Origin of the sequence: Actinospineispora acaciae DSM 45401, assembly GCF_000620785.1 — a bacterium.
Classification (GTDB): domain Bacteria; phylum Actinomycetota; class Actinomycetes; order Mycobacteriales; family Pseudonocardiaceae; genus Pseudonocardia; species Pseudonocardia acaciae.
Window position 1 is genome coordinate 527,051 of the sequence record NZ_JIAI01000003.1, and the last position, 12,060, is coordinate 539,110.

Below are 12,060 nucleotides of genomic sequence, written 5' to 3' on the forward strand. Positions count from 1 at the left end.
CAGCCGGGCCAACGACCTACCGACCGCGCTCTAGATCTCGCGGTAGTCCTTGGCCGCGAACCGAGGGCCGAACCTCGGACGGCGGAACCCGGAGGCCTCGATGTAGCGCACCGCGCGCTGCCGCTGCGGCGCGTACGGCGCGAGCACCTCGAGCATGCCGGCGTCGTCCAGCGGCCGCCCGAGCAGCGCCCAACCCACCACCGACGGGATGTGGAAGTCGCCGACGCTGACCGCGTCCGGATCCCCCCAGGCCCGCTGCGCGACCTCGGCGGCCGTCCACACCCCGATCCCTGGCACCCGGCGCAGCAGCTCGCGTCCGCGCGCCCCACCGAGCGCGACCGCGCCCTCCAACCGGTGCGCCACGGTCGCCGCGGCTAGCAGCGCACGCCGGCGCGCGGAGTCCACCCCCGCGCGGTGCCACTCCCAGTCCGGGATCGCTCGCACCGCCTCGGGCGTCGGCGGCACCCGCAGCCCACGCGGGCCCTCGCCGGCAGGACCCGGCGCCCGCGTGCCGAACCGCCAGCACAGCTCGCGGAACGACCGCCGCGCCTCCACCCCCGTCACCTTCTGCTCCAACACCGCCGGCAGCAGCACGTCCCACACCCGTCCGGTGGCACCCAACCGCAGCCCAGGCATCCGCCGCCGAGCGTCCGCGACCAGCTCGTGATGCGCCACGAACCCCGTGTCGTCATCCTCCGCGCCGAGCAGCGCGGGCAACCCCTCCAGCAGCACCGCCGCGCCCGGCCCCCACGCGGTCGCCGTCACCGTGCCGTCACGCCGGTACCGCAGCGCCATCGCGCCCGGCCCCGCCGAGGTGGTCCCGGCTCGCCAACACGCGCCGTTGACCGGATCCATCCGCATCGTCGGATCGCCCCGCCCTCGCCACAACGGCGCCAACAACCCGGCCAGGTCCACCCGAAACCCCGGCCGCCAGGTCCGCTCGAGCGGTTCCGCGGGACCGCTTGCGGAGCCGCAACCCGGACCCGGCGGACCGTCCGCACTCGCCGAACCCGGTTCCGCGGAACCGCCTTCGCTGGCCCCGCCCCGCGACGCGACGCTGGCCACCGCGCTCACGTCGTCGGTCATACCCCGGCCGAGAACCGCACGCCGCCGGCCGGGAGCACCACGTCCGGCCAGATCCGCACCCCGTCGCGCAGCTCGCACCGCTCCCCGACCACCGCCCGGTCCCCGATCACCGCGTCCCGCACCGAGGCGCCGGCCTGGACGGTCGCGCCAACGCCGAGCACCGAATGGTCCACCACCGCGCCCGCACCGACCACCGCGCCGTCGAACAGCAGCGCCCCGTCCAACCGGGCACCGGCGCCAACCACCGCGCCCGCGCCGACCGTGGTACCTCCGGCGAGGACCGCGTCCGGGGCCACCTCGGCGTCCTTGCCCACCAACGCCTCCCCGGTCGGACCGGGCAGCGCCGCCGAGGGCGCCAACCCGCGCACCAGGTCGGCCGAGCCCCGTACCAGGTCGAACGGCGTACCCAGGTCACGCCAGTACGAGTCGTCCACGTGAGCGTGCACGCGCGCGCCGGCGGCCAGCAGCCCGGGGAAGGTCTCCCGCTCGACCGACACCGCGCGCCCGGCGGGGATCGAGTCGATCACGGACCGGCGGAACACGTAGCAGCCGGCGTTGATCTGGTCGGTCGGCGGGTCGTCGGTCTTCTCCAGGAAGGCGAGCACCCGGCCGTCCGGGTCGGTCGGTACGCAGCCGAACGCACGCGGGTTCGGCACCCGGACCAGGTGCAGCGTGACGTCCGCCTCGGCCGCGCGGTGGGTACGGACCACGGCGGTGAGGTCGGTGCCGGCCAGCACGTCGCCGTTGAACACGAGCACCTCGTCGGCGCGCAGGTACGGCGCCACGTTGCGGATCCCGCCGCCGGTGCCCAGGGGTTCGGTCTCGATCACGTAGTCCAGCTCGAGGCCGAGCTCGGCACCGTCGCCGAAGTGCTCGGTGAACGTCTCGGCCAGGTAGGACGTGCCGAGCACCACGTGCCGGACGCCGGCGGCCCGGATCCGGGACAGCAGGTGCGCCAGGAACGGCACCCCGGCGGTGGGCAACATCGGCTTCGGCGCGGACAGCGTGAGCGGGCGCAACCGGGTGCCCTGACCGCCGACCAGCACCACCGCGTCCACGTCGCGCATCGTCACGGCCGCACGGTATCGAAACGCGGTCAGCGGGGGGTGCGGGCGGTGGAGAGGGCGGAGCGGACGGCGAGGCCGGCGCGCAGGGCCAGGCGCAGCGGCGCGTACAGCGGTCCCGGGTAGTGGCCGGCGAGGTAGCGGTACGCGCTGCCGTGGTGCTCGGCGAGCATCCGCGCGGAGACGCGCGCGTTCGCGGTGGTGGCGTGCCCTCCGGTGTGCACCACCTCGGCCGAGGGGACGTACCTGTTGCGCCAGCCGGCCTTGCCGAGCCGTTCGCCCAGGTCGACGTCCTCGAAGTACATGAAGTAGCGGGAGTCGAAGCCGTCCACCGAGTCGAACGCGGTGCGCCGCAGCAGCAGGCAGGAGCCGGACAGCCAGCCGGCGTCGCGCTCGGCCACCGCCGTCTCGGACTGCCGGTACGCGCGCGTCCACGGGTTGCGCGGCCACACCGCGCCGAACAGCGCGTGCCCGGCGCCCCTGCCGAGCGAGGGCAACAGCCGGGCCGACGGGTACACGGTGCCGTCGGAGTCCCTGATCAGCGGTCCGAGCGCGCCCGCGCGGGGGGTGCGCTCGCCGGCCGCGACCAGCTCGTCGAGCGAGCCGGGCTGCCAGACCACGTCCGGGTTGGCCACCACCACCCAACCGACCTCGTCACCGAGGCCGGCGATGCCCCGGTTCGCCGCGGCGCCGTAGCCGATGTTCTCCCCGATCCGCAGCAGCTCGACGCCGTCGCGCTCGGCCGACGCGCGCTCGGGGGCGCCGTCCAGCGAGCCGTTGTCGGCCAGCACCACCGTGTACGGCCGGGTGGTGGCCTTCTCCAGCGAGTCGAGGAACTCGGCGAGCGCGTCGCCGGGTGAGTAGGTGACCGTCACCACAGCCAACCGGTCACCATAGGACTGCGGCATAGCGCGAGATCGTAGCCGGACGGCTAGTCGTCGCTCGGGTCGCCGTCGAGTTCCTCGAGCGCCTCGGATGCCGCCACGCTGCCCCAGTGCGCCGCGTGCTCCAGGTACGCCCGTGCCTCGGCCGGGCGGCCCATGTCGGCAAGGAACCGACCGAAGGCCAGCGCCCAGCCGGGCTCCTGCTCCTTCTCGGCCGCTTCGAACTCGCGCTCGGCGGCGTCCAGGTCCTCCCGGACCTCCTGCAGGAACAGCGCGTACTCGATGTGGCCCCGGTAGGCGCCCAGCTCGGCGGCGCGCTGGTAGATCCGTTCGGCCTCGTCGTAGTGCCGGGTGGCGGTCTTGATGAAGGCCAGTCCGAGCAGGGTGCTGGGTTGGCCCTCGTCGGCCCACTGCTCGGCGGTGCGCAGCGACAGGCGCGGGTCGCCGGAGACCTCCCACTGCAGCGCGACCAGGTTCATCGGGGCCAGCTCGTCGCCGGCCTCGGCGGCCCTGCGCAACATCATCTCGGCCTCACCGGGCCGGCCCCGGTGTCTCAGGAACACCCCGAAGGTGTTCATCGCTGCCACGTCGCCGCCGTTCACCGCCGTGCGGTAGGCGTCCTCGGCGCGCTCCACGTCGCCGATGCTGGCCAGCGCGTCGGCCAGCTGCAGCGCGAGGTCCGCGCGGCCGGCCCGCACCCGGGGGGTGAGCAGCTCGATCGCCTCGTACCGGAACCCGCGATCCAGGTACGCCCTGGTCAGCAGCGCCGCCGCGGACGGTTCCCTGGCCGCCACCGCCCGCCGCAGAACCTCGATCGCTTCGTCGTGACGGTCCTCAGGGTCGTCGAGGAGCGCACGGCCCCGCGCGCAGAGCGGCTCGTCATCTCCGAGCCGTCCGCCGGTGCCGCGCCGGTTGTCGACGCCGCGCACATCGTGGTGGTTCATTGCAGCCCATTGTGGCTCGAACGACCGACACTATGGTTACAACCGGGGACCGACTCTCAGGTCATCGCTGGCCGAGGTCGTCATCGGCCAGTAGGCCCAGTCCCCCTTCGAGGTGGCACCCGCACGGTCCGGACGCCGTATCTGCCCCCGGGACGGCCGGGCACGCAGCCGTTTGCTCTCCCGGCATGCATCCAACCCGAGCCAGAGTGCCACCACCGTCAGCAGGCTGAGCAGAACCCATTCCGGTCCCATGCCCCGGCCAACGACGACCACGACCGGCCGATATGCGACGAGCGACACTTCACCCGCTTGGGCTAGTGGAATCTGACGCTACGCGCAAGTAATCATGTTATAGCGGCGTGTCGAACGCCGAACGGCTGTTCTGGAACGCCAGACGGAGGCTTTCCCGCCAGTGCGGCAGAGGACGCAGCCCGGCCCGCTCCCAGGACCGCCCGGACAGCACCGAGTACGCCGGCCGCCGCGCCGGGCGCGGGAACCGCGTCGAGTCGCACGGACGGATCCGGTCCGGGTCGGCGTCGACCTCCGCGAACACCGCCCTGGCCAGTTCGTACCAGCTCGCCTCTCCCGCGCCCGCGCAGTGATAGGTGCCGTGCGGCGCGGCGGAGCCCACCAGCTCGACCACCCCGCGCGCCAGCTCGGCCGCCCAGGTCGGACAGCCCACCTGGTCGTCCACCACGTCCAGGGTGTCGTGCCGGTGCCGCAGCCCGACGATGGTCTTGACGAAGTTGCCGCCCACGGCGCCGTACAGCCACGCGGTGCGCACGATGTAATGGCGTTCCAGCGCCGCCCGGACGGCTCGTTCTCCGGCCGCCTTGGTCTCGCCGTAGACGGTGGCCGGCCGCACCGGGTCGTCCACCTCGTACGGCCGGGTGCCGGTGCCGTCGAACACGTAGTCGGTGGACACCTGCACCAGCGTGGCGCCCAGCTCGGCGCAGCAGGCGGCCAGCCGCGCCGGGCCGTCGGTGTTCACCGCCGCCGCGCCCGCCGGGTCCGCCTCGGCACCGTCCACGTCCGTCCAGGCCGCCGCGTTGACCACCACCAGCCGCCGGTCCGTCCCGCCCGTCCCGCCGCCAGGGCCGTCACCGCCGGCAGCCCCGTCGCGGTCGCCACTGGAGGCCCCGTGACCGCCACCGCCGGCGGCCGCGTCGCCGGCGCCATCGGCGGCCCCGTGAGCGTCACCACCGGAAGCCGCGTCGCCGTCGCCGTCCGCGAATGCCCACGCCCGCAGCACGTCGGCCACCCCGTCGGAGGTGACGTCCAGCTCGGCCCGCCCGGCCGCGGTGACGTCCTGCCCGCGCAGCGCGGCGACCAGCTCGCTGCCCAGCTGACCGCGCGCCCCCGTCACCAGCCAGCGGATCATCGAGCCAGGGCGGCGCGCGCGCGAAGCGGCTCCCACCAGTCGCGGCGGTCGCGGTACCACGCCACGGTGCGCGCGAGCCCGTCGGCGAACGGCACCTCCGGCCCGTACCCCAGCTCGCGGGCGATCTTCGTGTGGTCGACCGAGTAGCGGCGGTCGTGGCCCTTGCGGTCGGCCACCGGCTCGACCATCGACCAGTCGTGCCCGGTGGCTTCCAACAGCAGCCGCGTCAGCTCCCGGTTGGACAGCTCGGTGCCGCCGCCGATGTTGTAGATCTCGCCGGGGCGGCCGCGCTCGGCCACCAGCTCGATGCCCCGGCAGTGGTCGTCTACGTGCAGCCAGTCGCGCACGTTGAGGCCGTCGCCGTAGAGCGGCACCTTGCGCCCGTCCAGCAGGTTGGTCAGGAACAGCGGGATGACCTTCTCCGGGAACTGGTAGGGGCCGTAGTTGTTCGAGCAGCGGGTGATGCACACCGGCAGGCCGTGGGTGCGGTGGTACGACCTGGCGATGAGGTCGGACCCGGCCTTGGACGCGGCGTAGGGCGAGTTCGGCTCCAGCACGTGGTCCTCGGCCCACGAACCGTCCGGGATCGAGCCGTACACCTCGTCGGTGGACACGTGCACGAACTTCGACACGCCGTGTTCGAGCGCGGCCTGCAGCAGGATCTGGGTGCCGCCCACGTTGGTGGACACGAAGTCGGCCGCGCCGGTGATGGACCTGTCCACGTGTGACTCGGCGGCGAAGTGCACCACCAGGTCCACCCCCGCCATGAGCGCGGTCACCAGCTCGACGTCACGGATGTCGCCGCGCACGAACCGCAGCCGGGGCGAGTCCGCGACCTCGGCCAGGTTCGCCTCCGAACCGGCGTAGGTGAGCAGGTCCAGAACGACGACCTCGGCGGCGTCACCGTCACCCGGATAGGTCTCTCTCAGCATCCGGCGCACATAATGCGAACCGATAAAGCCGGCGCCGCCGGTGACCATGATGCGCATGGCCGAAGTCTGGCATGGCAGGCTTCGCGCGGACGTGAGTGCGTCATTGCCCGGCCGGCCGGGGCGGCGGCGGCACACATCGCGAGCACAGTTGATGTCAAGCTGTCAGTATCCGACCACCCGACCGAGCCGAGGAGGCGCGTGGATCAGCGGCCAGCCCCGCCCGCCCAGATGGCTCGACGCGGCCTCCGGGCGGTCATGGCGCTGCTCTCCACCGTGGTGCTGGTGGCCACCGGCATCGGCTGGCGCTACTACCAGGACCTCAGCGGCGGGATCAACACCTCGGACGTGATCACCGGCGGCACACAGGCCGCGCCCGGCACGGACATGAACATCCTGCTGGTCGGGGTGGACAGCCGCACGGACGCGCAGGGCCGGCCGTTGTCCAAGCAGGTGCTCGCGCAGCTGCGCAGCGGGGCCGAGGAGGGCGTGCTCAACTCCGACACGATCATCCTGTTGCACGTGCCGGCGAACGGCGGCAAGGCCACCGCGATCTCCATCCCCCGGGACAGCTACGTGGACATCCCCGGGTACGGCAAGAACAAGATCAACTCCGCGTACCCGCAGGCCCTCATGGCGGCGTCCGAGAAGCTGCGGAACCGGGGCGGCGACGAGGCCGCCGTGGACCGCGACAGCCGAACGGCCGGGCGCAGCGAGCTGATCAAGACCGTGGAGAAGCTGACCGGCGTGAAGATCGACCACTTCGCCGAGGTCAACCTGCTCGGCTTCTTCCAGCTGACCAACGCCATCGGCGGCGTCGAGGTCTGCCTGAAGGAGGCGGTCAAGGAGTTCCGGTCCGGCGCCAACTTCAAGGCCGGCCGCCAGGTCATCTCCGGCGGTGACGCCCTGGCGTTCGTGCGCCAGCGCTACAACCTTCCCCAGTCCGACTTCAGCCGGATCCGCCGCCAGCAGGTGTTCCTCGCCGCGGTCGCGCACAAGATCCTCTCCGCCGGCACGCTGACCAGTCCGTCCAAGCTGCAGGGCCTGATCGACACGGCCAAGGCGTCGGTGGTGCTGGACTCCGGCTGGGACATCCTCGGCTTCGCCCGCCAGGCCTCCAACCTGGCCGGCGGGAACCTGCAGTTCGTGACCATCCCGACCGCGGGCTCGGACAGCAACTCCGCCGGCGACGTCGTGCTGGTCGAGCCCGACGAGGTGCGCCGATTCGTACGCGAACAGACCGGCGCGGCACCCGACGCGAGCACCGCTCCCCGCCCGGGCGGGGCGAGCTCCGAGAAGGTACCCCCCGGCGACATCACCGTCGACGTGCGCAACGGCACCGGCCGTGGCGGCCTGGCCGGCCAGGTCGCGACCAAGCTGACCGCCCGCGGCTACCAGCGGGGCAAACTGGACAACATCGAGGAGCCGAGCACCTCCACCGTGCACTACCCGCCGGGGCACTCCGACGCCGGCGAACAGGTCGCCGAGCTGATGGGCGGCATGCGCACCGAGGAGGACTCGAAGGTCCCGGCCGACACCGTCCGGGTCTACCTGGCCTCGGACTTCTCGCTGTCCAGCATCCGCTCCGACGACTCGTCGTCCAGCTCATCGACGCGCTCGTCGGCCAGCAGCCGGGCATCCCGATCCAGCGCCGCGCCGGCGCCACCGACGCCGCCGATCACCGCCGACGGAGTGCCATGCGTGGACTAGATCCCGGCCCTACCCTCACCGATGCCCTGCTCACACCGGTGCTCGCCCGCGACCCGGCCCGCCCGCTGGTCACCTACTACGACGACGCCACCGGCGAGCGGATCGAGCTGTCCGGGACGACACTGGCCAACTGGGCGGCCAAGACCGCGAACCTGCTCCGCGACGAGTGCGACCTCGAGCCGGGCGGGCGGGTCGCGGTGCTGTTGCCGGCGCACTGGCAGACGCTGGCCGTGCTGCTCGGCGCCTGGTGGTGCGGCGCCGAAGTCGTCACCGGCGTCGACCTGGACGATCCGGTGGACGTGGCCTGCTGCGATGCCGACCGGCTCCAGTCCGCGTGCGCCGCCGACGTCCCGGTCGTGGTGGCGCTGTCCCTGCACGCCCTCGGCGCCGGGTTGGCCGACCTGCCCGCCGGCGTCGTCGACTTCGCCACCGAGGTGCGCGCGCACGGCGACGTGTTCACCCCGGACGGCGACGCGGGCGCGGCGGTGCTGGACGGCCGGGGCGCCGCCGAGGTGCTCGCCGACGCGCGGGCGGCCGCCGCCGAGGCCGGCCTCACCGTCACCTCGCGGGTGCTGACCGCCAGGGACTGGTCGGCGCCGGCCGACGGAACGGGCGGCGGGGCGGACGGACTGGTGGAGGTGCCGCTCGCGGTACTGGCCGCCGGTGGCTCACTGGTCCAGTGCCGCAACCTCGAGCCCGGGACCGCCGAAGCGACCCTCGACCGCCGTGCCACCACCGAGCGGGTCACCCACCGCCTCGGCTGACCCCGTTCTCCCGGTGGCCGTTCTCGCGGGCCGTTCTTGCGGTGGCCGTTCTCAGGCGGCCGCCAGGTCCGGGAGCACGGCGGCCAGGAACGCGTCCACATCCAGCCGTTCGCCCGTCCAGGATGGCACGATCGCCTCGTCGTCGACGTGCTGTTCGACCCACAGGTCGAGCGGCGTGAGCACCGCCGCGCCGACGCCGGGCATCGGTCTCTGCGCCGTGACCTCGGCACCGTCCGCGCGCCAGACCCGTAATCGGTTGCCCCGGCGTTCCAGGCGGTACGGATGGTCGTGCACCAGCCGATGATGGAACGAGCAGAGCAGCACCAGGTTGTCCAGGTCCGTTCGGCCGCCACGCCACCAGTGCACGATGTGATGGGCGTGCAGGAAACGCCTGTGGTCGCATCCTGGGAACTGGCATCTCCGCCGGTCACGGATGCGCAGCGCGGCGAGCTGGGTCCTGCTCACCAGGCGCTCGCCGCGACCGAGGTAAAGCGGGTTGCCGGTTCGATCCTTGATCAGGGTCCGTACCCGGGCGTCGCAGGCCAGCCGCTCGGCGGTGCTGCTCGCGACGGGCGGCCCGTCGTCCAGCATGGCCGCGCCGGTGGCCACCTCGACGTGGACGATCACCTCGTGCTGGCCGGAGTCGGGTGCCAGTAGCTCGAGCATCGCGTCGGCCCGGCGCGCGGCGAGGCGGTCGACGGCGGCGCCGGGCGCATGCTCCAGAGCGGCCCGCCGGCTTGCCGTCTCGTCGGCGGCGGGCGGTTCCGCGGAACCGCCCTCGGCGGTGGCCGGGTCATCGCTCGGCTCGGCACCTGGCACGGTGGGCCGCGCGGTGGGCCGGGCCCCCGACATCCGCGCTTCCAGGGCGGAGACCAACCGAGCGCCCTCCTCCGCCGGAAGCTTCGCGCGCAGCACCAGGTAGCCGTCCCGGTCCCAGCGCCAGGACACCGCTCGGGCGGCGGTACGGTCCGGCGCCGGGGTCGTTGCGGCGCGCGTGGCGCTGACCGCCCGTTCCACATGTGACGCCGTGCCGGCCAACGCCAGGTCGAGCAGCGCTCGCTCGGTGCCTGGCGTGGCGATCCGCGTGATCGCCCTGACCTTCGCGTAGGACAGCCGCCCGCCGCCGAACGCTTCGACGATCAACGGCAACGATCGCAGCGCCCTGGCCACCCGCAGTTGCTCCCGGCCGGTGCGGCGGCTCAACCCGACGCGCCAGGACAACCAGTGCGCGCACGAGCGGATGCCCGGGCCGGCCCACCCGTCCCGCGCGTCGAACTCCGCGAGCATCTGGAGGAACCGGCACTGAGCGGACGCGATGCGGCTGGACAGGGCGACCAGCTCTGTTTCCAGTTCAGCTGTATCCATCGACTCGAACATACGTTCGATAATATCCCTCGCCCAGCACTCCCGTCCGGGTTTCACAGTCAGACCGCACCGGTTGTCCCCAGCCCGGACGACGGACGGGTCGCCATGTGTCTGCGACGGATGTCGAGAACCTGTCGCCGGCTCCGTCCCAGGGACACGAGCGGCCACGCGATATGCGAGGAACGATGACGATCCAGCGGATGGGCGACGTCGGCCTCGTTGTCGACGACCTCGCGCGCGCTCGTGCCCCGTACCCGTGGCGCCGGACGGCAAGCTCGGCCGAAGCCACCGACCAGCACCGTCCACGCCGGAAAGGATCGCCGCCATGGCCATCGCCGATGATCTCGACCACGCCACCGACTCGAAGTGGGACTGGGTCGCCGAGCACGCCCGTAGGTACCTGGCCTCGGGCGGCACCGAGGGACACGAGTCGGACGGGATGTACACGCTCGTGCTCGCCACGACCGGACACAGGACCGGCGAGCCACGCCGCACCTGCCTGATCTACGGCAGGTCGGGTGACGACTTCGTCGTGGTCGCCTCCAAGGGAGGTGCCGATGATGATCCGGCGTGGTTCAAGAACCTCCAGGCGGACCCGGCCGTCGGAGTACAGGTCGGCACCCGCCGGTTCAACGGCCGCGCCCGGGTCGCATCCCCGGCCGAGCGCGAGCGGCTCTGGCCCCGGATGGCGCGCATCTTCCCGCTGTACGACGAGTACGCACGGAAGACCGACCGCGTCATCCCGATCGTCCTGCTCACCCCGATGGACTGACGTTCCGAGGTGCGCCGCGACGACGCACCACCGCGCCGGCACAGGTTCAGCCCAGCACGGCCGGCCTGAGCACCCGCTCGCACCACCGCCGGAAGCTGGTCGGAGTCGTGGACTCCTCGGTGCGCGGTTGGGCGTGGTAGATGCCCCGTTCGACCTGGGCCGCCATGTCGACGAAGCCCTGCGCCCAGGCCTCGCTCATCCCGTGCCGCACCAGGATGGTCCGGTATTCCTCGGGCGGCACGTGCTCGAAGCCGATCGGGCGCCGCAGCACCTCGGACATGATCCGGGCCATGTCGTTGTGCGAGAGGTCCTCGGGTCCGAGCACCGCCGCGCCGCCCTGCCCACTCCAGGAGTCGTCGAGCAGGAGCCGGGCCGCGGTCGCCGCGATGTCGCCGGTGGAGCAGGTCGGGAGCCTGAGATCCCCGGACAGCGGCGAGCGGAACACGCCCCGGCTCTTGATCAGCTCGACCTGGGCGAGCACGTTCTCCATGAAGCCGGGCACCCACAGCGCCCGGTAGCTCACGCCGGTGCCCTCGATCAGCTCGTCCATGGCCAGCACCGCCGAGATCTGCCCGGCGTTGCGGGCCACCCCCCGGCCCAGGCTCGAGACGCCGACCACTCGCCGAACGCCCTGGCTAACGATCGCCTCACAGGCCGGCCGGGTGAACCCCAGGATGTAGCCCTCGACGCTCTCGGCGGCCGAGTTCGGCGGCACCAGCCAGAACACTCTGCCGGCCCCCGCAAAGGCCTTGGTGACGACATCAGCTTCGGCGTGCGAACCGGGCACGACCTCGACCCGTTCGCGCACCCCCTCGGGCAGCCGGGCGGGATCGCGCACGATCACGCGGATCTGCTCACCGCTGTCGAGGACGGCGCCGAGGACCTGCCGGCCAATCTGCCCGGTCGGCGTGGTGACGACGATCATGGAGCCTCCATCTGATCAAAACGGAACCGGAGCTACGATTCCTATTAGTGGACGAACAGAATGCGGAACCGGCGTTCCGGTTGTCAAGCGGTTCCGATCCGAACAACCCCGACCGCGTCGATGCGCGCGCCGCCGCGTCCCCTCCTGGACCGCCGCGACCGTGACCCGGTTCCGCGGAACCGGGTACGAGCGGCGTCCGCCGGAACCGGCCGGGTCGAGCTGTCACGTTCCCGGCC

The 12,060-nt window shown here is 72.7% G+C and carries 11 protein-coding genes; 3 read left to right on the forward strand and 8 right to left on the reverse strand.

Annotated features, from left to right (window positions below; translation table 11 throughout):
• Positions 1-30 precede the first annotated feature (30 nt).
• From N912_RS0119340 to rfbB, 6 genes are all read right to left on the reverse strand, one after another.
• Positions 31-861: a DNA-3-methyladenine glycosylase family protein gene (locus N912_RS0119340; protein ID WP_245645334.1), complete on the reverse strand. Its 831-nt coding sequence runs from the start codon at positions 859-861 to the stop codon at positions 31-33.
• A 221-nt stretch (positions 862-1,082) separates the two neighbouring features.
• Entirely contained in the window at positions 1,083-2,153 is a 1,071-nt protein-coding gene (manB, locus tag N912_RS0119345; protein WP_028923707.1) for a mannose-1-phosphate guanylyltransferase, read from the reverse strand.
• A gap of 29 nt (positions 2,154-2,182) precedes the next feature.
• Complete coding sequence (locus N912_RS0119350) at positions 2,183-3,058, reverse strand: glycosyltransferase family 2 protein (protein ID WP_028923708.1); 876 nt, start codon at positions 3,056-3,058, stop codon at positions 2,183-2,185.
• A gap of 23 nt (positions 3,059-3,081) precedes the next feature.
• Positions 3,082-3,978 carry a tetratricopeptide repeat protein gene (locus N912_RS53100; RefSeq protein ID WP_051580428.1) on the reverse strand — a complete coding sequence of 299 codons (897 nt, stop codon included), beginning with the start codon at positions 3,976-3,978 and terminating at the stop codon, positions 3,082-3,084.
• Positions 3,979-4,327: 349 nt separating this feature from the next.
• Complete coding sequence (gene rfbD, locus N912_RS53105) at positions 4,328-5,359, reverse strand: dTDP-4-dehydrorhamnose reductase (RefSeq protein WP_051580429.1); 1,032 nt, start codon at positions 5,357-5,359, stop codon at positions 4,328-4,330.
• Entirely contained in the window at positions 5,356-6,348 is a 993-nt protein-coding gene (gene rfbB, locus N912_RS0119365; RefSeq protein ID WP_028923709.1) for a dTDP-glucose 4,6-dehydratase, read from the reverse strand. Before rfbB ends, rfbD begins: the two co-directional genes overlap by 4 nt.
• 141 nt (positions 6,349-6,489) lie before the next feature.
• On the opposite strand from rfbB, the gene N912_RS0119370 reads away from it, so the two are divergent.
• Both N912_RS0119370 and N912_RS0119375 read left to right on the forward strand, forming a co-directional pair.
• Positions 6,490-7,998, forward strand: coding sequence for an LCP family protein (locus N912_RS0119370; RefSeq protein ID WP_169747906.1), 1,509 nt, complete (start codon positions 6,490-6,492; stop codon positions 7,996-7,998).
• Positions 7,986-8,762, forward strand: coding sequence for a TIGR03089 family protein (locus N912_RS0119375; RefSeq protein ID WP_028923711.1), 777 nt, complete (start codon positions 7,986-7,988; stop codon positions 8,760-8,762). Before N912_RS0119370 ends, N912_RS0119375 begins: the two co-directional genes overlap by 13 nt.
• 51 nt (positions 8,763-8,813) lie before the next feature.
• Here the strand turns inward: N912_RS0119375 and N912_RS53110 are convergent, their stop codons facing one another.
• Positions 8,814-10,127 carry an HNH endonuclease signature motif containing protein gene (locus tag N912_RS53110; protein ID WP_169747907.1) on the reverse strand — a complete coding sequence of 438 codons (1,314 nt, stop codon included), beginning with the start codon at positions 10,125-10,127 and terminating at the stop codon, positions 8,814-8,816.
• A gap of 325 nt (positions 10,128-10,452) precedes the next feature.
• On the opposite strand from N912_RS53110, the gene N912_RS0119385 reads away from it, so the two are divergent.
• Positions 10,453-10,899, forward strand: coding sequence for a nitroreductase family deazaflavin-dependent oxidoreductase (locus N912_RS0119385; RefSeq protein ID WP_028923712.1), 447 nt, complete (start codon positions 10,453-10,455; stop codon positions 10,897-10,899).
• Between the two features lie 46 nt (positions 10,900-10,945).
• Here the strand turns inward: N912_RS0119385 and N912_RS0119390 are convergent, their stop codons facing one another.
• Positions 10,946-11,824, reverse strand: coding sequence for an NmrA family NAD(P)-binding protein (locus N912_RS0119390; protein ID WP_028923713.1), 879 nt, complete (start codon positions 11,822-11,824; stop codon positions 10,946-10,948).
• Between the last annotated feature and the right edge of the window lie 236 nt (positions 11,825-12,060).